This window comes from SAR202 cluster bacterium (genome assembly GCA_016872355.1).
GTDB lineage: Bacteria > Chloroflexota > Dehalococcoidia > Lucifugimonadales > VGZY01 > VGZY01.
The window spans coordinates 40,290-61,831 of record VGZY01000003.1 but is presented as its reverse complement, the minus strand read 5'-3'; the positions used below and the strand labels follow the sequence as shown (position 1 = coordinate 61,831).

The window sequence follows — 21,542 nt, the reverse complement described above, 5'->3', positions numbered from 1 at the left end:
AAGTATAGACACTTGAGGTGACGAGGCGTTAAGCAACGCCTCCGCAATTTGCTGTTCAAGCATGTGACCCAACGCCCCTCGCGCGTTGTGATTTGGGTATCTTGAGAAAGCTTTTGAAGTCGTCAACGGGCAAAGTATTCAGAATATCTTTTGCCTCGCACCAGCCGCGCCGCGCAATGCCGATCCCGTAGCGCTGGTTGTCCAGCCTTTCGGTCGTGTGCGCGTCGCTGCTGATAACCATCCTCACGCCGAGATCCCGGCACCGGTAGATATGAGCGTCCTTGATGTCCAGCCTCTCCGGGCTCGCGTTGATCTCCATTGCAGTGCCCGTCTCTGCAGCCGCCCGGAAGATCGCTTCATAGTCGGCATTTAACGGCCTGCGCTCGCCGATGAGCCTCGTGGAAAGGTGGCCAATGACGGTCACATACGGGTTGTGCATCGCGCGGATGACACGGGCCGTGACGGTCTCCGAATCCCGCCCCATCGCGGAATGCACGGAGCCGATTACCCAGTCCAGCTCGGCTAGCACTTCGTCCGGGTAGTCCATGGTCCCATCCGCCCGGATATCCACCTCGGAGCCGCAGAGCACCTTGATGCCGCCTATCTCGGCCTCGAGCCGTCTCAGCTCCGCGATGTGCTCCTTGAGGCGCTCCAGCGTCAGCCCGTTCGCCACTCCCCGGCCCACCGAGTGGTCCGTGATGGCCACGTACTGGTAGCTCCTGGCCTTCGCCGCCCGAATCATCATCTCTGACGAGTCGCGCGGCCATCGCTCCAATTGGTATGGACGTGCAGGTCCCCTTTCAGGTCGCGAAGCTCGACAAGTTGGGGGATGGTCCTGGACCCCGCGGCGTCAAGCTCGATGCTCCCCTGCCTCAGCTCCGGCGGAAGATGCTGGAGCCCCAGCCGGCTGTAGAAATCTTCTTCTGCGGCAAACCGTTGCGCATCACCCGTTTGGGTGTTTGTTACTTCGTGTTCACTGACAGATAGTCCCAGCTTGCCGGCATACTCGCGCAGACGCTCGTTATGATGCTCGCCTCCGGTGAAGTACTGGACCGCTGTCCCGAAGCTACTTTCATCTACGATGCGCAGGTCAACCTGGATTCCTTCACTGAGGACAACTGAAGCCTTCGCATCGCCCTGCTCCGGAATGCCCGTCACGTTCGGCAACTTCACCAGGGCGTCGATCACTTCGCCCGGGTTTGGGGTGGCGCATACGAGATCAATGTTGCCGATCGTTTCCTCGTACCGCCGGAGGCTTCCGGCTATTTCCAGCCGCAGGATGCCCGGGCATTGCGCCTTCAACGCGGCTACGACGCGCTCCGCCGCGGGCATCGCCCGGGCAATCGGGATGCGCGTCTCCTTCACGCTTGTGGAGTGGATCTCCTTGAGAATGTTTTCGGCCTTCTTGACGCCCATCCTCTCCATCGCCGCCACGCGACCGTCAGTCGCCGCCGCCTCCAGCTCCGCCACGGTCGTCACGCCCAGCTCCTTCCACAGCCGCCTCGTCGTCTTTGGGCCAACTCCGGGAACGTGCATTATCTCGAGAATACCTTCCGGGAACTCCGCCTTCAGGTTCTCATAGAAGGGCATTTTACCGGTTGTCACAAGCTGGGTAATCTTCTCTGCGATCGCCTTCCCGATGCCCGGAATTTCCTGGAGGCTCTTCCCGTCGCGCACCATCTGCGCCACCTCGCTCGGCAGGTGGCCGATCGCCCGGGCGACCCGCTGGTACGCGCGCACCTTGAAAAGCTGCTCGTCCTTCATCTCGAGCAGGCCGGCAATATTATCGAATATCTCGGAAATCTCAGCGTTGTTCATTGACCAGCGCTACGCCCCGTGGCACTTCTTGTACTTCATCCCGCTGCCGCAGGGGCATGGGTCGTTCCTGCCGACCTTCGCGACGCCTGAGACCGCCGACGCACCCTTCGCTACCGGCGCAGTGCCCATGACCTTGGCCATTACGCTTTTGCTGTGGTCCTCGGCGGGCACGGCCCTCGGCGCGGTGGCAGGAGACGGCGCGGCGGCCTGCGCAGGCTCCGCCGTCTGTTGCGATGCCGCAGGCTGGGCCGACTGAGGGGCCGGTTGCCTGACCGCCTGGACCGATTGCTGCCGCTGCTGCGGCTGCTCCTGCCGGACCCTGACGTTGAAGATCATATGCACGATGTCGTACTGGATGCGGTCAAGTAGTCCCTGGAACTGCTCATGGCCTTCCTTCTTGTAAGCCACCAGAGGGTCGCGCTGACCGACTGCCTGCAGGCCGATTCCCTGGCGCAGGTTCTCCATTGCAGTCAGGTGCTGGACCCAGTGGTTGTCGATCACGCGGAGCATCAACTCCCGCTCAACTGACCGCAGGACTTCCGGCGTGAGCCTTTCCTCAAGCTCCTCGTACCGCTGCTCCGCCAGGTCAAGAACGAACTCCTCAACCTCTTCGGGGGCCATCTGCCCAACTGCGTCCGGGTCGGAAAGCTCTTCGTCCAGAGGGATCACCGTCTGGAGCTCAGCAATCAGGGCCTCAACGTCCCAGGACTCCTGCGGCACTCCCTTGATATGCCTGTTGATGATTTCCCGGAGCTCCTTCTCAACCAGGTCCTGTATGTTGGCCCTGAGGTCCGACCCGCCGAGGATCTTCTCCCGCTCTCCGTAGATGACGGTGCGGTGCGTGTTCACGATATCGTCGTAGTCCACCAGGTGCTTGCGTATGTCGAAGTGGTGCGCCTCCACCTTGATCTGGGCGTTCTCGACGGACTTCGCCATCAGCTTGTGTTCGATAGGCTGGTCCTCTTCCATGCCCGCCCAGTCCATGACGGCCCGAATCCGGTCGCCACCGAACCGCTTCATCAGATCATCATCGAGCGCGACGAAGAAACGGCTTTCGCCCGGGTCGCCCTGGCGTCCGGCGCGACCTCGGAGCTGATTGTCGATGCGGCGGGCCTCATGCTTTTCAGAGCCTATGATGCAGAGACCGCCCAACTCCACGACCTTCTTGTGGTTGGACTCCCACTGCTCTTTAGGGATATTCAGCATGCCGGGGTTGCCGCCGAGGATGATGTCCGTCCCGCGGCCCGCCATGTTCGTCGCCACCGTCACCGCGCCCGGGCGGCCCGCCTGCGCGACGATCGCCGCCTCGCGCTCGTGCTGCTTGGCGTTGAGCACCTCGTGCGTTATGCCGCGCTTCCGAAGCATATCGCTCAACATCTCCGATTTTGCGATGTCGGTCGTGCCGACAAGGACCGGCTGGCCCTTCTTGCTGCGTTCCTCAATCTCCTTGACGATGTTGTTGTACTTCGCCTTCTGGTCGCGGAAGATGAAGTCCGCATTGTCCTGGCGGACCATTGCCTTGTTGGTAGGCACACTGACCACGTCAAGCTTGTAAATCTTCCAGAACTCCTCAGACTCGGTTGCCGCCGTACCTGTCATACCCGATAACTTCTTGTACAGGCGGAAGTAGTTCTGCAGGGTGATGGTCGCATACGTAATCGTCTCACGCTGGACCGGGACGCCTTCCTTGGCCTCCAGTGCCTGGTGCAGGCCGTCGGAATAGCGCCTGCCAGGCATGAGACGGCCCGTGAACTCGTCCACTATTATGATCTCGCCGTCTTTCACAACGTATTCACGGTCACGCTGAAAGATTGCGTGGGCCTTCAAGGCGTTCTCGGCGAAGTGGACCAGTTTCACGTTTTCGGGCGCGTATAGGTTCTGGACGTTGACCAACTTCTCCAGCCGGTCGATGCCTTCCGGCGTAAGCGAGGCGGTGCGATGCTTCTGGTCTATGGTGTAGTCATCCTCCTCACGCAGGCTCGTGGCGAGCCGGGCAAAGCGGATGTAGTCCTTGGCGGACTCCTCCGCCGGGCCGCTGATGATTAGAGGCGTTCGCGCCTCGTCGACCAGAATGTTGTCCACCTCGTCGACGATGGCGAAAACGAGCGGCCGCTGCACGCGCTGGCGCAGGTCGATGACCATGTTGTCGCGCAGGTAGTCGAAGCCGAACTCGTTGTTGGTGCCGTAGGTTATATCTGCCGCGTACGCGTCCCTTCGCAGCACCGGCCGCAGGTGCTCCGCTCCCTTTGGCCCGCCGTCGGTAGAAGTGTCGTAGAAATAAGAAGACTCATGCTGAAGCACGCCGACGCTCAGGCCCAGGAGATTGTAGATGGCGCCCATCCAGTGCGCGTCGCGCCTGGCCAGATAATCGTTGACTGTAACAACGTGCACACCAGTGCCGGTCAGGGCGTTCAAATAGGCCGGCAACGTGGCCACGAGGGTCTTGCCCTCACCCGTCCTCATCTCGGCGATCTTGCCGTCGTGAAGGGCCATGCCGCCGATAAGCTGGACGTCGAAATGCCGTTGGCCCAGCGTGCGCTTGGCCGCCTCCCTTACGAGAGCGAAGGCCTCCGCCATCAGGTCGTCCAGCGATGCGCCGTCTTTCAAGCCCTGCCTGAGCTCATCAGTCTTCGCACGGAGCTGCTCGTTCGTAAGCGCCTGCATCTCCGGCTCGATCCGGTTAATCTCCGCGACATCCTTCATGTACTCCGCGATGACCTTCTCAGAAGACGCACCGCCAAGGATGTTCTTCAAACCCTTAAACATCAGGTTCACTCTTCCTTAGTTTCTAACTGCACGCTCCCCGCCCTCCACCACCTGAGTATACCAATCCTGATTGACACTCTCCAACAAACGCAGCCACCCATCCGATAACAGATGGGTGGCAGGTTATCACATATTCGGCTTTCAGACTTCCTACCCGCGGCGCGTCGTTCCCTTCCCGTCAAACATGGCACCGACGGAAAGGCCGCTGTGGATGCGGTGTATCGCTTCGCCAAGGAGCGAAGCCACCGAGACCACCTGCAGCTTGTCAAACCGCTTCTCCTGCCCAACGGGCAGGCTGTCCGTCACGATGAACTCTTTGATGTGGCTCGCAGAAAGCTTGTCCGACGACTTTCCTGCCAGCACCGGATGCACAACCGTGCAGTAGATGTCGCCGGCTCCGTGCTGCTTCAGTATCTCGGCCGCCGCGATTACCGACCCGCCGCTGTTGATCACATCGTCCACAATCAACGCGGTCCTGCCTTCAACTTTGCCGATCACATTGGCGGCGGCCACCTTCTCGGAGTTCCCGAGCCGCATCTTCTCAACGATGGCGATTGAGGAGTCCGGCAGGTAGTCTGCCATTTTTCTCGCACGCTTGGCCGCCCCCACGTCCGTCGCGACGACGACGAGGTCCTTGAGCCCCTTCTCGCGTATCTGCTGGGCCAGCAGTGGAATTGCGTCCAACTCGTCCAAGGGGATGTTGAAGAACCCCTGGATTTGCCCGGTGTGCAGGTTCATCGTGAGGATGCGGTTCGCGCCGGCTACCGTGAGGAAGTCCGCCACCAGCCGCGCTGTAATTGCCACCCTGGGCTGGTCCTTTTTGTCCGTCTGACCGTACGCGTAGTACGGGATGACAACCGTTATCCTGCCCGCCGACGCTCGCCTGGCGGCGTCGATCATGATCCAGAGCTCCATAAGATGGTCGTTCACCGGCTTGGAGATCGGCTGGACAATGAAGACATCCTTCTCCCGCACGTTCTCCTTGATCTGCACGAATGTCTCATCATTGCCGAACTTGAACACGTCCGCCGGGCTCAAGGCTATTCCCAGGTAGGCGCAGATGTCCCTGGCAAGGGCGGGGTGAGAGTTGCCGGTAAATACCTTAAGGTCCTCGAATAGGGGCATGACGGTGGGGAGCTCTCCGTATGGAATCTGCGGGCCTACCGGCGAAACCACGCGCCGCAACCCGCAGGCCGTAAGCACTGCGCATTATAGCACAGAGAACCTTGAATGACGGTATTCGTAGCGCGTAAAAAAGAAAGGGCCCCAACCGGCTGGGGCCCTCATTCGAATCGCCCTAATGGGTTACGGAGGCTTTGCTCCCCGCGTTAAGCAGGAACCCCTTCTCCACCAGGTAATCAACCACCCTGAGTGCGTTCTCCTCGGCCGAAAACCGCACAGTATCCAAAGTAAGCTCTGGGCTCTCCGGCGCCTCGTAGGGGTCGTCTATCCCCGTGAAGCCCTTTATCTCCCCCCGGCGGGCCTTGGCGTACATCCCTTTGACGTCCCGTCCTTCGCACACGTCGAGAGAAGTGTCCACGAAGATCTCGACGAAATTCTCAGCGCCGACCATCGCTCGCACGTCGTTCCGGTGCGCCCGGTACGGGCTGACGGCGGCGCATATCACCAGGCCTCCGTGGCGAACTATCTCAGTGGCAACGTAGCCGATGCGCCGGATATTGGTATCGCGGTCCTCTTTTGAGAAGCCGAGACCCTTGGAGAGGTGGGTGCGGACGACATCTCCGTCGAGTTCGGTTACCTGCCGGCCAACCTCCATGAGCCTGGCCGTTACGATCTCTGCGGTGGTGGACTTGCCGGAGCCGCTCAGGCCTGTGAACCACAAGCACACGCCCTGCTTGTGCCTGGGGGGGTATGTGTCCTGCAGGACGACGGCCACCTCGGGCCGGGTGAACCACGCCGGCAGCAGCCGCCCCTTGGCCAGGTAGTCGGTCCTCACCTGCGTCCCGGAGATATTGGCTGTCTTCGTCCCCGGCGCGATCCGGTCCACCTCCTCATACCGGTCTTCATCAGGTATGTACAGCAGCTCCTTGAACGGCACCATCTTCACGCCGATCTCGGATTCGAATTTGGATACCAGCTGATGGGCGTCGTATGGGCCGTAGAAGGGCTTGCCGGAGGAGTCGTTGCCGGGGCCTGCGTGGTCGCGGCCGACGATAAAGTTGTTGGCGCCGTAGTTGCGGCGGATTATCGCGTGCCAGAGCGCCTCGCGAGGGCCTCCCATCCGCATCGCGAGCGGGAGGAGCGAGAGGAGGACGGAGCCGGGTACGTAGTAGTTTTCTGTAAGGGCTTTATAACTACGTACTCGCGTAATATGGTCCACATCCCCGGGTTTCGTCATGCCCACGCTGGGGTGAAGGAGCAGAGCGCCGTTCACCTCGCGCGCCGCTCGCTTGGTAAGCTCTTCGTGGACGCGATGGAGGGGGTTGCGTGTCTGGAACGCCACGACGTTCTGCACGCCGAAGCCTGATATCCGCTCCCTGACCTGGGCGGGTGTGAGGCGCAGCTCCTGGAAGTCGATACGACGAGGGAGCTGGACCACCCGGAGGCGCCCGGAGATGTTAACGCTGCCCCAGCGGGCCATTTCGGCAACGATCGGGTGTTTCGGGTCCGTGGTGCCGTAGACCTTCTGGGCAAGCTCGCTCCGGTCCCATTCGTAGGCCTCTTCGATGGTCATCACCGCCAGGAGGTTGTTCTTGCTATCCCGCAGTGCAATGTCCTGACCGGGAACGATGGCGGGGCCGGGCTCCACCGGCAGAGTTACGGGAATGGGAAAGACGACCCCGCCGGCCAGACGCATCTCGTCCATTACCCTCTGGAGGTCTGCCTTGCCCATGAAACGGTCCAGCGGGGAGAAGCCGCCTGTCGCCAGCAGCTCCAGGTCACAAACCGCCGTGTCCGAAATCTGCACCGAGGGTAGCGTCGCCGCGTGGCGCTTCAGGTCGGCGGCGCCGTCCTCCTTCGCCAGCAGGTCCACGAGGCTTCCGCCGTAGGGCGCAATCAGCTTATTCACAAATTTCGTCGTCAAGTCGTTTTCCTTTCCAGTTTTGTTCGGTGTATTTGCGCGGTCTCACCGCGCTGCGCTCCAACTCATCAACTCACTACTCCCAACTCACAACTCTTAACTCTTGACGTGCAACCCACACTCCTTCGGCTGGTCTGTCTCCCACCACCACCTGCCCGCCCGGGAGTCCTCCCCTGCCCGCACCGGCCGGGTGCAGGGGGCGCAGCCGATGCTGGGATACCCCGCGTCGTAGAGCGCGTTGTACGGGATGCCGTGCTCCCGGATGTAACCCCACACCTGGTCGTTGCTCCAGTCTGCCAGCGGGTTCACCTTGATAATGTCGTCATGGGCCAGGTCGATCTCGATTTTGGGTGTACTGGCGCGCCCCTCGCTCTGTCCCCGGGTGAGACCCGTGACCCAGGCCTGAGAGCCGGCGAGGGCGCGATTGAGAGGGCTGACCTTGCGGAAGTAGCAGCACATCCGTCGCATCTCCACGCTCCTGTAGAAGGCGTTCACCCCGTGCAAGGTCACGAAGCTCGTCAGCTCGGAATGGTCTGGATGGACAACTTCCACCTCAACGCCGTACCGTTCGCGGACGCGGTCTATGAGCTCATAGGTCTCAGGGGGCAGGCGGCCCGTATCGATTGTGAGCACGCGCGCAGTCCTGTCCAGGGAGAGCGCGATGTCCAGGATGACCATCCCCTCCGCCTGGAAGCTGGTGACGAAGGCGGCCTTCCTCCCGTACCGCCCGAGCGTCCATTCGATCACCCGGCGGGCTGTCCAGCCTTCGCTCTCCGTCACCAGCGACGCTATTTCGGCGTCCACTGCACCCCGAGACTTGCTTCCAGATACCTGTTCAGTCATTCGGCTACTCTTTTCTGGGACAAAATAAAAAGCCCCTCGAACACAAAGTGCGCTCGAGGGGCTTGAAAGTTACCGGCTAATAGAAGCTAGATGTGCCTGCCTTGCGACACACGTGGTCCACCAGCCGCTCGATTCCCCCGAGCGGACTCACAACAGGCACACGCACAGGCGTTGTAGTTGTTTGTGGACATTTTCACAATCATTGCCTGACTAGTGTATTGCCAGCCGGCGGCCATTGTCAACGACTTCCGGTCTCTTCAGGAACTCATTACTCTCTACTCACCACTCACTACTTCCAGAACTGGTCCCAGTCCTTCGGGGATATGTGGAACTGGTTGAGGACGTCACGAGGCACTTCCGCCTTTATGCCCGTCTGCATCTCTACCTTCATGACCTGGCGGCGGATAATCATGACCGTGACCTTCCGGTGCTCCACGCTCATGCGGACGGTGCCGTGCTGCTCCGTTCGAGCCGGCTGTCCCTGCGTCGGGTGGGCATCGCGCACGCCGAAGGAAAGGTTGGCGCCGAAAGGCGTTAGGGTAATGGTGAACTGGTCTGTGTAGACATCGAACGTGTCTTTGCGGCCTTCGTCTTGTGAACGCTGAGAGCCGGTCGGCTCGCGCCTTCTCGCTTCATCCGCCATACGATTTTCGCTCCGAGGGAAAGGGTCGCTTTCAGGTTACGTATCGCTTTCGATTCGCCGAGTATAGCGCCCATTCGGCACTGATGCAATGTGGCGGCGGGCAACCCGCCCGGCTACAATGCGAGCTGAGCTATACCGTCCGGTCCGGAGGGGCAAATGGCCGATTTCGACATGTTAATAAGGGCTGAGCGCGTCTTTTGCGCCGCCACAGGCATCGACGGCCCGGGTGAGATAGCCGTTGCCGGGGGCCGCATCGCGACGGCGGGGAAGAAAGTGGGCGGCCGGGCCGGTCGGGTGCTGGAGTTCCCGGACGGCATCGCTGTGCCGGGACTGATAGACCTGCACACGCACCCTGCGCCTGATGATTGGAAATACGGCATCGGACCCGATCGGCTGGTCCTTCCGCGGGGAACGACGACGATCATGTCACAGGGGGACCCCGGCGCCGCCAACTGGAACCGGTACATGGAACACGTTATCCGCCCATCGAAGACGCGGGTTTTGGTCGCGCTGAGTGTGTCAAGAAACGGCGAGGAGCCGCCCGGGTATTGCTTCGAAAATCCGGAAGACCTGGATGTTGAGGCAGCGGTATCGGCCATCAATTCCAACCCCGGGAGTATCTGGGGGGTATCCGTCAACGTTTCCAGCGCCGCGACGGGGAAGGCAGACCCAGGAATGGTAATGGAACACGCGCTGGAAATCGCGGAGAGCACCGGGCGGCCGATCATGTTCGGCAACCGCTGGGAGCCGTACGACTGGCCAATAGCGGAGCAGATGGCCTTGCTCCGGCCCGGCGACGTGATTACATACTGCTTCCACAAAGGGCCGAACAATATCCTGGACGCGAATGGGCGCATACTCAATGCCGTGCGGGATGCGCGGGACCGCGGCGTGCTATTCGACATCGGCCACGGAATGGCCTCCTTCGATTTCGCTGTCGCGGAGGCAGCCATTGCGCAGGGGTTCCTCCCCGACACAATTTCCACCGACCAGTACAAACGGCACACGGGCCTCCGGCCCAGGCACGATCTGCCCCGAACGATCTCGAAGCTCGTAGCCGCAGGCATGGCGCTAGAAGAGGCGCTCACGCGCACCACGCTGCGACCCGCGAAGGTCCTTGGGATGGAAGGAGAGATCGGCGTCCTGGCCCCGGGCGCATGCGCCGATATTGCGGTGCTCCGGTGGAACCATGCCGCGCAGGCGCTGGCCGACGTTTCCGGCGCCGTCCGCCCAGGGCCGGTGCTGGAGGCCGTGGCGACCATTCGAGAGGGTCAGGTCGTGGGGGGTGGATAGAAAACAACTGCGCCCCGACAAGTCGGGGCGCAGTTCAAATCATCAATGTTCGCCGGCCGGGAGACTACTTCTTGGTATTTTCTTTCGGCGGCTGGGCGGCGGGCGCTGCAGGCTTCGCAGCGGACGAAGCGGCGGGCTTGGCGGAAGGCGCGGCGCCGAGCTTCGACTGCTTGTTGATGCCGACCTTCGTGATGCCCGGGAGTTGGAGCTCCTCTGCCCTGTGGCAGCTCACGTAGTGGCCCTTGTCCTTAACCTCGCGCAGCGGCGGGTTTTCCACGCGGCACCGTTCAACGGCGAACTGGCAGCGCGGGTGGAAGTAGCAGCCGGATGGCGGGTTCGCCGGGCTGGCGACCTCGCCCTGAAGGACGAAGCGGGCCTTGCGCAGGCGCGGATCAGGTATAGGCACCGACTGCAGCAGCGCGGACGTGTACGGGTGCAGCGGGTTCTCGAAGAGCATCTCCGTGGGCGCGAGCTCCGCGACCTTGCCGACGTACATGACCGCGACGCGGTCGGAGATGTGGCGGACGATCGAGAGGTCGTGGGCCACGAACAGGTACGTCAGGTGCAGCTGCTGCTGGAGGTCCGAGAGCAGGTTGATGACCTGGGCCTGGACGGATACGTCCAGCGCGGACACAGGCTCGTCGGCGACCACCAGCCTGGGGTTCAGGGCAAGGGCGCGCGCAATACCGATACGCTGGCGCTCGCCGCCGGAGAAGGCGTGCGGGAAGCGGCGCATGTACTCCGGCCGGAGGCCCACGAGCCTCAGCAGCTCCGCTACGCGGTCCCGCCTGGCCTTGGAGCTCTTCTCCCCGTGCACCAGGAGAGGCTCGCCCACGATGTCCAGGAGCGACATGCGCGGGTTAAGCGAAGTGAACGGGTCCTGGAAAATCATCTGCATGTCCTTGCGCAGCTCGCGCAACGGCTCCTTATCGATGGTGGAAACATCCACCACCTCCCCGGTCTCCGTCTTGAACAGAATATCGCCGGAGGAAGGATCGATGGCCCTCATGATACAGCGGGAGGTTGTGGTCTTGCCGCATCCGCTCTCGCCCACCAGGCCGAGGGTCTCGCCCTGCTTGATCTCGAAGCTGACGTCGTCGACGGCCCTGACCGCGCCGACCTGCCTTTTCATGAAGCCCTTCATGATCGGGAAGTACTTCTTGAGACTTCGGACCTCAAGCAGCGAGTCCGGGTGGGACATCGTCAGAGTTTCGTTGGAAGTCTTGGCCTCAACCACGTGTTGTCACCTCTTTGGGCTGTTCCGCCTCTTTCGGCGGGTGATGCAGGAAGCATCGTACCTGCTGGTTGGTGCCCTTGATGGCCTGGAAGGTGGGCACGTGCACGTCGCATACGCCCTGCATGAATGACGGGCACCGCGGCCGGAAGGTGCAACCCGAAGGCCGGTTGAAGGGGTGAGGAATGCTACCCGGAATAGAGGGCAGCTTGCCGTGGCCCCTGGTGTAGATGCTGGGAATCGACCGCAGCAGGCCCTGAGTGTATGGGTGCTGCGGGTTATGGAACACATCGTCCACTGGGCCGGTCTCAACGGCCTTGCCCAGGTACATGACTGCGATCTTGTCCGACATTTCCGCCACCACGCCCAGGTTGTGGGTGATGAGGACGATGCCCATGCCGTTCCGCTGCTGGAGCTGGCGCATCAGGTCTAGAATCTGTGCCTGTGTCGTCACGTCGAGAGCCGTTGTCGGCTCGTCGGCGATGAGCAGCCTGGGCTCGCAGGAGAGGGCCATTGCGATCATCGCGCGCTGGCGAAGACCGCCGGAGAGCTGCCAGGCGTACTCCTTCAGGCGCTGTTCCGCGTTCGGGATGCCGACCATCTTGAGCAGCTCCTTGGAGCGCTCTTCAATCTGCATCTCTGTCAGGTCCGTGTGAAGGCGAATCGCCTCCGCCATCTGGTTGCCGATGGTGTGCAAGGGGCTGAACGATGTCATCGGCTCCTGGAAGATCAGCGCGATTCCCGCGCCGCGGATCCCGCGCATCAGGCGCCCGTTCGGCGCCTCCTTGGAGATGTCCACTATGTCGGAGTCCGGGCCGGGAGACATCTTCCACTCGATAGTGCCGTCCTCGATCTTGCCGGGCTTCTCGACGATGTTCAGAATCGCCCTGCCGACGGTGCTCTTGCCGCACCCGCTCTCGCCCACGACGCCGAGCGTCTCGCCGGGCTTGAGCTCGAAGTTGACGCCGTCCACGGCCTTCACCACGCCCTCATCGGTGGCATAGTGGACCTTCAGGTCTCTGACTCGAATAAGAAAGTCGTTGTTATTCTCGGTCATTATTCCTCCTAGTGATTATTTGCCGTATGGGTCGGACGCGTCGCGGAGACCGTCACCCAGGAAGTTGAAGGCCAGGACGATGATGATTACCGGCAGCGCCACGAACATGAGCCACGGATACAGGGCCACCGTAACCGGGTTCTGCGCCTCGATCAGCATGATGCCGTAGCTGACCGCCGGGGGCCGGAGGCCCAGCCCAAGGAAGCTCAAGCTCGTCTCTCCGATGATCATGCCGGGGATGGACAAGCTTATGGAAGCGATGATGTGGCTGTAGAAGCCCGGCAGCATGTGCCGGAACATTATGCGGCCCTCGGGCGCGCCGGCGATGCGCGCGGCCATTACGTAGTCCTCCTCGCGGAGGGCCAAGAATTTGCCGCGCACGGTGCGCGCCATACCGGTCCAAGCGAATATGGAGAGCACCAGCGTAATACCGAAGTACACTTGCAAGACTGTCCAGTCGCGAGGCACGGCGGCGGACAGGCCCATCCACAGCGGAAGGGTTGGGATACCGCCCTTGATTTCAATGATACGCTGGATGATCGTGTCTACCACGCCGCCGTAGTAGCCGGATATGCCTCCCATCACGATTCCACCGACGAGGCTGATGGCCACGCCGATCATGCCGATGGAGAGCGAAATGCGGTTGGATAGGACAAGGCGGGACCAGCTATCACGCCCGAGCGAGTCGCTGCCGAGCAGGAAGAGCGACGGACGGCTGGGCAGCACCGTGCCGTCAGGCATTGTGGTGTCCTGAGTAAGCACGTTAGGGTCTGAGAACCCAAGAATGTGCTTGTTTGTATTGATGAAGCCAAACATCTTGTATTCGTAGCCGGAAGCAAAGAGGCGGACCGGGTACTTCAGGTTGGGAAGGGTCTGGTACTTCTTCTGGAAAGTCTTGAGGTCACGGTAAGGTCTGAGTCCGTTGACGTGGGGGCTAAAGCTACCATTATCGAAAAAGCGGATGACCTGAGGCCGAAGGTAGTGATACGGCTCGGTGATTCGTCCCGGCTCACCGATTCCGAGGAACTCGGAAAACGGGAAGGCCAGATAGCAAATGCCCAGAATAACTGCCGAGATCATTGCGGCCTTGTGCTTCCTGAAGCGCCACCACATCAGCTTCCACTGAGAAGCAACGTTGTACTCCTCGTGTTGCTGGTCCTGAACGGTGGGGTTGGGTTGCTGCGAGGCCTGGTCTGCCATTAACCGCACTCCTTTAGAGCTGCCAAGAGTCTACAACAAAGGGATCCGCACTACACACGCCGACTTGGGATTGGCCGACCACAAAAGAGGGGCTGGCACCGAGCAGCCCGGGTACTGCGTGCAAGCGTTCACTCTTCGCCGCTCGCAGTATTTCACCATAACTGCTTGAGGGTGTGCTCACCCATTTTAATCGCGAGTACCGTAATCTATTTGCGGCTTCCGTGTCAAGACAACACCCCTCCTGCGGCAAGTGGTGCGCCTAGTCCGGTGAGACGCGAAAACGACGGTACCTTTCGATAGCAGACAATTATATATGGTGCGCTGCTTCAGTCAAGATTATAGTACATGCACTCGAACTTTTCATCAATCCACATCTTCGGCGACGATTACGTATTCGGCTTGTAGGGCCACCTGAACGCAGGTATACTTCAGCCGCTGCCCTCCTTAGTAATAGTCATAATTCCATTGTGAGGTCAATTTCGAATGGCATATCGAGTCGGAATCGTCGGCGGAACATGGATTGCGGCGAGCGCTCCCAAAGCGCCGCCCCCCTACCCTCTCAAGAACCAGATAATAGTCTCTCACGCTTCCTGCCTTGCCCTGAATCCACGGGCGGAAGTTGCGGCCCTGTGTGACCTCAAGCCGGAGCTACTGGAAGATTTCAAAAAGACGTGGGGCGCCAAGTGGCCGAAAGCGAATGTGTACACCTCGTACAAAGAGATGCTCGCGAAGGAGAAGCTGGACGCCCTCACGGTAGTAACCCCGGACAACCTCCACGCCAACATAACGGTAGACGCCGCCAATGCAGGTGTCAGGGCGATCTTTTGCGAGAAGCCAATAGCAACCAGCCTGGAAGACGCGGACCGGATGATCGATGCGTGCCTCAAGAACGGGACACTGCTGGTAGTAGGCCACACACGGCGATGGGCGCCCCTTTACCACAAGGTGCGCGACACTATTCGCGCTGGCAGCATAGGCCAGCTCAGCAGCATCGTCGCGACGCTTGGCGGCCCGAGGGCGATGCTCTTCCGCAACGGTACGCACATGCTCGACGCGGTGAGCTTTTTTGCGGACTCCGAACCGGTGCAGGTCTTTGCCAGGCTGGAGGACGGCTTCGACCATTGGGACAGGTACAAGGGGGACGGTGGGCGGGAGCCGGCGAACGACCCGGGCGTGAGCGGCTTCATTATTTTCAAGAACGGTGTCCGGACCCACTACGCCGGAATGAAAAACACTCTGGCGACGTACACGGTACAGCTAAGCGGCCCAAACGGGCAGATCAATTTTGGACTGGAGGACCGAACGGCGGAGCTTCAGACTGCGGGGCCGGGTCCCGGCGACCTGCTCAGGCTCACACTCAGACCTGACTTCTTCCAGGTCCACGGCCTCGTTGCGGCCTACGAGGAGATGTTCGACATCCTTGAGAAGGGCGGGCAGAGCATCTCCTCCGCCACGGAAGGCAGGAAGGTGCTACAGATCATGCTCGGCTTCCTGAAGTCCCACCAGGAGGGCGGTAGGCTGGTAACTGTGCCAAATTAAGGCCCGGACATAGCCCCTGTCTGAAGATAAAAGAAGGAGGATGTGGTCGGCGGGCAAGCCCGCCGACCACATCCTCCTTCTATATTTGTCGATTGACCTGTGGCCTATCCCAGCTTGGAAAGGAGGGACTCGGAAGAGAACGCGAAAAGCAGCAGCGGTATGATGCTGAATACTGCCACGACAGCCCATGTCCCGTATTCGGCCGTCTTCTTGTCTGCCGAGGTGTTGAACTTGTCTATGACCCACGCGCCTGGCCCGAAGAACGCACCGGCAACGAGGCACGTGTACACAATTTTAAAGCTGTTGAGAATGCCCAGCGTATACCAGTCCGCGGTAGCGAGGTCGATGAACTTGACTACCAGGTTTGGAACGCCGTAAAGGCTGGACAGGAAAAGTACCATGTACTGGCCTATTGGGAGGAAGACGCCTCCGGCCAGAAGGGAGTAAAAGAAGGCGTAAGTGAAGCCGAGGGTGATCCACGCTATCAGGCTGCGCGGCTCACGTTTGCCCTTCCGAAAGACGGGCTTGACGCCGTACATAAGGTAGGCCGCAGGGGCGACCATCAGGAAGCCGGGCAGTGCCCCGCACACACCGAAGAGGAGAGTGTGGCTGAGCGGGAGTCTTTCCGGCACCTGGAAGAACTCGGCCTGTGTGAGGAAGTTAATAAGGAGTGTGACCGCGCCCAGGGCCGCCGCAAATACACCCATGGCAAGGGCGAAACGTAACCTTGGCCAGTCCATTCCGGCCTCTGTTCGTTGCGCCGGGACGGCCTTCGCCTTCGGCTTGCTAACCGTAGCTTCCATTTCGTCTGGCATGACCTTTCTCTGTATTCCTCTCGTCCCTGGGACTTGCCTAAAATGCTCATGCCCGGCAACAGGTCAAACGGAAACGCTCCCTGTGTCGGTCCGGGGAGTCATTTCAAGGCTACAGCAAATCGCAAGAGCAAAGACTGCAATCTGAATAATACCACAGTCGTTTCCTCCTAGCTATCTGTAAACCATTCGATTACTCAACGCAACCCGCCGGAATGTGGGTTGCGTTGACTGCCCCATAGGTAAGTGTTACATTCAGTCTCTAATTCAGACGCCTGATGAGGGCATATGGCGCCGTTGAACCCCAGGTCCCCGAAGTCGCGCATGTCGGAAACCCGCCTTTCTCCAGCGGCTGAGAACTACCTTCTCTCCATACTCCAGCTGGAGGAGCAGGGTGTGCGCGTAACTTCGACTCAACTGGCGGAGCAGCTCAAGCGGCTGCCGGTAGGTGAAGGGCTGGGGACTTCGCTGCCTAGCGTCAGCGGCATGTTGGGCCGGCTATTCCGGGAGGGACTGGTAGAGTCCACTGCGAACAACAAAGATATTGTCCTCACCCCATCCGGGCGCAAGGCGGCGGAGAGCATGGTCCGCAGGCACCGCCTGGCGGAGCGGATGGTGGTGGACCTGCTGGGGCTGGAGATGCACAAGGCCCATGTTGAGGCCCACAGGCTCGAGCACGCCATTTCCCCTGAGCTTGCGCACAAGATAGTCAACCGCCTGGGCAACCCCGGCACATGCCCTTTCGGCCATCCCATACCGGGAAGCGGCTACATCCCTCCGAAAGACTCTTTTCGCCTCAGCGCGGTCAAGCAGGGCCAGAACCTGGTCATTGACCGTGTGCCGGAAGACGACCAGACGCTACTGGAGTACTTCGTCACCAACGGCCTCATCCCCGGCCAGAAATTTACCGTGACCGAAGCCGCCCCGTACCGCGGAGTGATCCGGTTATCGTCCGGAAGCGCCAGTGAAGTGGTTGTGGGGTATGTTGTTGCCGAGCGAATCTGGGTCTGCCTCAACAAGGCCAAGTAGCGAGGGGGCCCCGTGAGCAACGACGCCTCCGCCCCGGCCAGGAAAGTACCCGAAGAGAGCCTGTTCAGGCGGGCGTGGGACCGGTGGCTCAAGATTGCCCATATCCTGGGCACGGTCCAGATGGCGATCATTCTCACGCTTGTGTACTGGTTCTTTATGACATTGCTCTTCCTACCTTTCGGCCTTATTGCCGACCCCCTCAGACTACGGCCCGGCAAGAGCGGATGGGTGCGCCGCGCGCCGGTAGGCGATCCACAGACCTATCTGCGCAGCCAGGGGTAGAAGGCCCGAAATGCGGATCCTGGGCATATCCTGTTACTTCCACGACGCTTCAGCAGCCCTTATTGAAGACGGCGAATTGATAGCTGCGGCGGAGGAAGAGCGCTTCACCCGCAAGAAGCACGACTACAGTTTCCCTCAGAATGCGATCGACTTTTGCCTGCTCCGAGCAGGGGTTGCCGGGAGCGACCTGGACTACGTTGTCTTCTTCGAGAAGCCGTTCATGAAGTTCGAGCGGCTGATCAAGACCGCAATCGCCGGGTATCCGCGCTCTTACTGGATGTTCGTCCAGAGCATGCGGACGTGGATGTTCGACAAGCTCTGGATTGCAGGGCATATCCAGGGTGCCCTGGGGATAGACCGCAATCGCGTGCTCTTCTCCGACCACCACCTATCCCACGCTGCCAGCGCTTACCTGTGCTCTCCGTTCGAGGAAGCGGCCATCCTGACGTTTGACGGGGTTGGGGAATGGGCGACCACGACGATTGGGAGGGCGAGCGGGCCGGCGGTGCAAATAGAGCAGGAGCTCCGTTTCCCGCACTCTCTCGGCCTGCTTTACAGCGCCTTCACGGCATTCCTCGGCTTCGAGGTGAATGAAGGCGAGTACAAGGTTATGGGGATGGCGCCGTACGGCTCGCCTTTATACCTTGACCGGGTGCGGGAAATTGCAAGGCGAGGACCGGACGGTGCGCTGTGGCTGGACCCGCGATACTTCTCTTTCCACCACACGACTCGCAGGCCGTATACCCGCAAGTTCACTCAACTTTTCGGCCCGGCACGAAACCCGGAAGCGCCGTTCTTCACGCGTGACACCGGTTACCCGGCCTATTTCGGAGAGCGACCGCCGGACTACGCGGGGATGCTGGAGCAGAACCAGCGCTACGCGGACATCGCCGCCAGTGTGCAGGCGTTCGTCGAGGAGGCGGTGGTGGACCTGGCGAGCATCGCGCACAGGGAGACGGGCCTGGACACTCTATGCCTTGCCGGCGGGGTTGCGCTGAACTCCGTAGCGAACGCCCGTATCCTGCGTGATTCGCCGATGAAGCGGTTGTACGTGCAGCCTTCGGCAGGCGACGGAGGCGGGTCGCTCGGGGCGGCTCTATACGCGGCGCAGGCCTTTGGGCCTGCAAAGAGGTTCGTGATGGACCACGCGTACTGGGGGGAAGAGTTCGGTGAGGTGGAAGCGGAAGCGGCGCTGCGCAGCGCTGGGGTGGCGTGGCGCAAGGCGGAAAGCGAGGAGAAGCTGCTGGACGATGTGGTCGCTCGCCTTGTCGCCGGCAAGGTGGTGGGCTGGCACCAGGGGCGGGCCGAGTGGGGGCCGCGCGCGCTGGGCAACCGGAGCATCCTGGCGGACCCCCGCAGGGCCGAGATGAAAGACATCGTCAACGCCAAGGTCAAGTTCCGCGAGCCCTTCCGTCCGTTCGCGCCGTCGGTGACCTCGGAGGCGGCAAGGGGGTACTTCAGGCTGCCGGAAGGCGATTGCGGAATGGCGGACCGGTTCATGCTGCTCGTGGTGGATGTGCAAGGCGCGCGCGCAGGGGATGTGCCGGCTGTGAGCCACATGGGCACGGCGCGGGTGCAAACGGTTTACAGGGAAACCAGCCCTCTATATCATGAGCTTATCCGCAGGTTCGGCGAAGTTACGGGAGTGCCGGTTCTGCTGAATACCTCATTCAATGTGCGCGGCGAACCGATCGTGAACTCCCCGGCCGACGCGGTGAGGACCTTCGCGAACAGCGGACTGGACACACTCATAATAGGCCGCTACATCGTGGACAAGTCCTAAACGCATCGACAAGGGTACAGGACGGCAAGGATGTCGGTGATCCGGGACATAGGCGGGAAGCTAGGGATCGCAGGGGAGCTGCTGGCGTTCCTCTGGTCGCGCAAGCTGTGGTGGATGATACCCATGGTATCGGTGCTGCTCGTCTTTGGTATCATCATCGTGGTGGGCAGCGCGACGGGTGTGGGGCCTTTCCTTTATACGCTCTTCTAGGTACCGGCGGCGGCCTTACGAAGGCCGGCCTCGTTGATGTGGCGCAGGATGGCGTCCGCTATGACGGAGTGGCCGTACTGGTTGAGGTGGGTGTCTTCAACCAAGTTGAACCGCTTACCGTTACGCGCGTAGTCTTCCTTGAAGACGGGCTGCATGTCCAGGAAAGGAATGCCCAGCTTGTCCGCCTCCGCCTTCACGTCCCGGACCAGCACCGTCATGGCTGTGGGCGAATCGTCGCCGGAGTATATCTGCCTGCGCTCTCCGTCCATCACCAGCAGCAGCCTGACCCCCTTCCCTCAACTTCCTCCTGTATTTTGCCGAACAGGTATCGCGCTGCGACTATGTTGCGCGGGTCGGTCTTCGGGGCCGTGATGGCCACGGGCACGGTGGTAGTTTCGCGCTCCGGCAGGCGGAGGTCCCTCGCGCCGAGGATGATGTCTTTGACCGCCTGGAAGTCGTTTTTCTCGCGATGGCGGAGGTAGCGCCACGTAGCTGAGGTGGCGGTGATCCCGGCGTACCAGGGGTCGGTATAGGGTTTCGGGGCCACCTCGCCGGTTACCTCGCCTCCATCAATATTGATCTTCATGTAACTGCCGGTGTAAGAGCCCTGGGCCGGGCGGTACGACTCCTGGAGGTCGTTTGGCACCATGAAGATCACGACCAGGTCGGGCTGATAGTCCAGTACCTCCTCGCGCAAAAAGTGCAGGTACTGCGCCAAGGACGCGCCCGAGATTCCCAAGCGGTAGACCTCAGCCTTCGTAGCGCCAAGACGCTGCTCGATCAGCTCCGCCATATTCTCGTCCGGCTCGATGTGCAGCCCCTCAATGTAGGAGTCGCCTATCACGGCGACACGGTACTCGCCTGGCGGCTTCACTTCCACGTAGTCGTCGTGTGACGACATCCAGCCGTCGGCATTCACGTGGTAATGCGCCTTGATCTCGTTCTTAACACGGTCGACGCCGTCCTGGTTGGGGGCGTTTTTGAGCACGCCGTCGGTGAACGCCACTCTTGGCAGGTCCGGGGCGGGGATGATGAAGCGAAGCACGACGAGCCCCAACGAGGCTAGCGCCACAGCGGCGCTCACGACGGCGATAATGGACAGGAGAAGGAGTTTGCGAACGAGGGGAGCTACGACGGAGAGCATCGACATGGTCCCTTCTGACTACTATCCACCAAGTGACAACGTCCACATTCTCGGTCTTTCCAAGCAAACAATCCAGTACGGAGGCTCTGGGAAAAACGGTACGGGGTGCAGAATGTCCATTCTGCACCCCGTGAAATTCAGGCTAGGCAATCGTCGCTCAGTGTTCCAGGACGTAACGGGCCAAAGCCCACCGGTCCGCCTCGGAGAGGAGGTGCTGGAAGTGTGGCATTGGGGAGGTGGTCTGGCGGTCGCGGGAGTAGGCTGCGAAGCCCTGGCGGCCGCCGAACGTAATGAAGGCGTATATGTCGCCGATCGTCGAGTTTTGCGTGATGTCGGCGGTCAGGTCGGACGGGAAGGGTCCGCGGTTCATGGCCAGGCCATCGCCGGTGGCGGAATCTATCGTGCGAATAAGGCCGTTGCCCTTCAGGTCGGCTCCGTGACACACGAGGCAGTTCCGATCATACAGGAATACCGCATGGGCGGCGTCGTACTGGTCCGCCCCGGCCGGTGCGGCCGACATCTCCCTGTACGGCTCGATCGTCTTGAAGGTAATCTCCTTACCTGTCACAGGTACCGAGTCTACCGGCGGGAGAAGCCTGGGTACTTCCTGAGCGCGATACGATGGTGCGAAGTGCATTTCCGAAAAGAGCACGAAGGCGTGCGAGCCGGTCTCAGGAAACACCGGCGATTGAAACTTCGCAAGTCCATGGATCTCGGTATCGCCTGTCTTCGAGTCGTAGCTGCAGGCCATCGCGGCAAACGCCAGACCGGACAACGCCAGTAGCCCGGCAGGGCGTCGGACGGCTGATACTATTCTCCTGGCGCCGAACAGCGAAAATCGCATTA

The 21,542-nt window shown here is 60.9% G+C and carries 20 protein-coding genes; 6 read left to right on the top strand and 14 right to left on the bottom strand.

Annotated elements, in window-relative coordinates; genetic code table 11:
• Nucleotides 1–55: 55 nt before the first annotated feature.
• The 7 genes from FJ319_01400 to FJ319_01370 all read right to left on the bottom strand — a co-directional run bounded on the left by FJ319_01400 (nt 56) and on the right by FJ319_01370 (nt 9,113).
• A complete protein-coding gene (locus tag FJ319_01400; GenBank protein MBM3932953.1) occupies nt 56–745 on the bottom strand; it encodes a PHP domain-containing protein in 690 nt (229 codons plus the stop codon).
• A complete protein-coding gene (locus tag FJ319_01395) occupies nt 742–1,818 on the bottom strand; it encodes a hypothetical protein (protein MBM3932952.1) in 1,077 nt (358 codons plus the stop codon). Before FJ319_01395 ends, FJ319_01400 begins: the two co-directional genes overlap by 4 nt.
• A 9-nt stretch (nt 1,819–1,827) precedes the next feature.
• Nucleotides 1,828–4,584, bottom strand: coding sequence for a preprotein translocase subunit SecA (gene secA / locus FJ319_01390; GenBank protein MBM3932951.1), 2,757 nt, complete (start codon nt 4,582–4,584; stop codon nt 1,828–1,830).
• A gap of 150 nt (nt 4,585–4,734) precedes the next feature.
• On the bottom strand, nt 4,735–5,709 hold the full coding sequence (locus FJ319_01385) for a ribose-phosphate pyrophosphokinase (GenBank protein ID MBM3932950.1): 975 nt from the start codon (nt 5,707–5,709) through the stop codon (nt 4,735–4,737).
• A gap of 172 nt (nt 5,710–5,881) precedes the next feature.
• The gene (locus FJ319_01380; protein MBM3932949.1) at nt 5,882–7,606 is read right to left on the bottom strand and encodes a bifunctional sulfate adenylyltransferase/adenylylsulfate kinase; all 1,725 of its coding nucleotides are present in this window, start codon (nt 7,604–7,606) and stop codon (nt 5,882–5,884) included.
• Between the two features lie 117 nt (nt 7,607–7,723).
• On the bottom strand, nt 7,724–8,470 hold the full coding sequence (locus FJ319_01375) for a phosphoadenylyl-sulfate reductase (GenBank protein ID MBM3932948.1): 747 nt from the start codon (nt 8,468–8,470) through the stop codon (nt 7,724–7,726).
• Nucleotides 8,471–8,759: 289 nt separating this feature from the next.
• Nucleotides 8,760–9,113, bottom strand: a complete 354-nt coding sequence (locus FJ319_01370) for a hypothetical protein (GenBank protein ID MBM3932947.1) — start codon at nt 9,111–9,113, stop codon at nt 8,760–8,762.
• Between the two features lie 156 nt (nt 9,114–9,269).
• Between FJ319_01370 and FJ319_01365 the strand changes: the two genes are divergently transcribed.
• Nucleotides 9,270–10,406, top strand: a complete 1,137-nt coding sequence (locus FJ319_01365; GenBank protein MBM3932946.1) for an amidohydrolase family protein — start codon at nt 9,270–9,272, stop codon at nt 10,404–10,406.
• A 64-nt stretch (nt 10,407–10,470) separates the two neighbouring features.
• Here the strand turns inward: FJ319_01365 and FJ319_01360 are convergent, their stop codons facing one another.
• The 3 genes from FJ319_01360 to FJ319_01350 are packed head-to-tail and all read right to left on the bottom strand — an operon-like array spanning nt 10,471 to nt 13,897.
• On the bottom strand, nt 10,471–11,607 hold the full coding sequence (locus tag FJ319_01360; GenBank protein ID MBM3932945.1) for an ATP-binding cassette domain-containing protein: 1,137 nt from the start codon (nt 11,605–11,607) through the stop codon (nt 10,471–10,473).
• A gap of 28 nt (nt 11,608–11,635) precedes the next feature.
• Nucleotides 11,636–12,697, bottom strand: a complete 1,062-nt coding sequence (locus tag FJ319_01355) for an ABC transporter ATP-binding protein (protein ID MBM3932944.1) — start codon at nt 12,695–12,697, stop codon at nt 11,636–11,638.
• Nucleotides 12,698–12,712: 15 nt separating this feature from the next.
• A complete protein-coding gene (locus tag FJ319_01350; protein ID MBM3932943.1) occupies nt 12,713–13,897 on the bottom strand; it encodes an ABC transporter permease in 1,185 nt (394 codons plus the stop codon).
• Between the two features lie 483 nt (nt 13,898–14,380).
• Here FJ319_01350 and FJ319_01345 point away from each other — a divergent pair, with 483 nt between their 5' ends.
• Nucleotides 14,381–15,436, top strand: coding sequence for a Gfo/Idh/MocA family oxidoreductase (locus FJ319_01345; protein MBM3932942.1), 1,056 nt, complete (start codon nt 14,381–14,383; stop codon nt 15,434–15,436).
• A 104-nt stretch (nt 15,437–15,540) separates the two neighbouring features.
• On the opposite strand, the gene FJ319_01340 is transcribed toward FJ319_01345, so the two are convergent.
• Nucleotides 15,541–16,251 carry a hypothetical protein gene (locus FJ319_01340; GenBank protein ID MBM3932941.1) on the bottom strand — a complete coding sequence of 237 codons (711 nt, stop codon included), beginning with the start codon at nt 16,249–16,251 and terminating at the stop codon, nt 15,541–15,543.
• Nucleotides 16,252–16,536: 285 nt separating this feature from the next.
• Here FJ319_01340 and FJ319_01335 point away from each other — a divergent pair, with 285 nt between their 5' ends.
• The 4 genes from FJ319_01335 to FJ319_01320 are packed head-to-tail and all read left to right on the top strand — an operon-like array spanning nt 16,537 to nt 19,552.
• Nucleotides 16,537–17,277, top strand: coding sequence for a metal-dependent transcriptional regulator (locus FJ319_01335; GenBank protein MBM3932940.1), 741 nt, complete (start codon nt 16,537–16,539; stop codon nt 17,275–17,277).
• A gap of 12 nt (nt 17,278–17,289) precedes the next feature.
• Nucleotides 17,290–17,559 (top strand): hypothetical protein, encoded by a 270-nt coding sequence (locus tag FJ319_01330; GenBank protein MBM3932939.1) that lies wholly within the window; start codon nt 17,290–17,292, stop codon nt 17,557–17,559.
• 10 nt (nt 17,560–17,569) lie between these two features.
• Nucleotides 17,570–19,342: a hypothetical protein gene (locus tag FJ319_01325; GenBank protein MBM3932938.1), complete on the top strand. Its 1,773-nt coding sequence runs from the start codon at nt 17,570–17,572 to the stop codon at nt 19,340–19,342.
• A 30-nt stretch (nt 19,343–19,372) separates the two neighbouring features.
• Nucleotides 19,373–19,552: a hypothetical protein gene (locus FJ319_01320; GenBank protein ID MBM3932937.1), complete on the top strand. Its 180-nt coding sequence runs from the start codon at nt 19,373–19,375 to the stop codon at nt 19,550–19,552.
• On the opposite strand, the gene FJ319_01315 is transcribed toward FJ319_01320, so the two are convergent.
• The 3 genes from FJ319_01315 to FJ319_01305 all read right to left on the bottom strand — a co-directional run bounded on the left by FJ319_01315 (nt 19,549) and on the right by FJ319_01305 (nt 21,540).
• Nucleotides 19,549–19,824, bottom strand: coding sequence for a hypothetical protein (locus FJ319_01315; protein ID MBM3932936.1), 276 nt, complete (start codon nt 19,822–19,824; stop codon nt 19,549–19,551). The genes FJ319_01320 and FJ319_01315 overlap by 4 nt on opposite strands.
• Nucleotides 19,821–20,702 (bottom strand): SGNH/GDSL hydrolase family protein, encoded by an 882-nt coding sequence (locus tag FJ319_01310; protein MBM3932935.1) that lies wholly within the window; start codon nt 20,700–20,702, stop codon nt 19,821–19,823. Before FJ319_01310 ends, FJ319_01315 begins: the two co-directional genes overlap by 4 nt.
• Nucleotides 20,703–20,853: 151 nt before the next feature.
• Complete coding sequence (locus FJ319_01305; GenBank protein MBM3932934.1) at nt 20,854–21,540, bottom strand: cytochrome c; 687 nt, start codon at nt 21,538–21,540, stop codon at nt 20,854–20,856.
• Between the last annotated feature and the right edge of the window lie 2 nt (nt 21,541–21,542).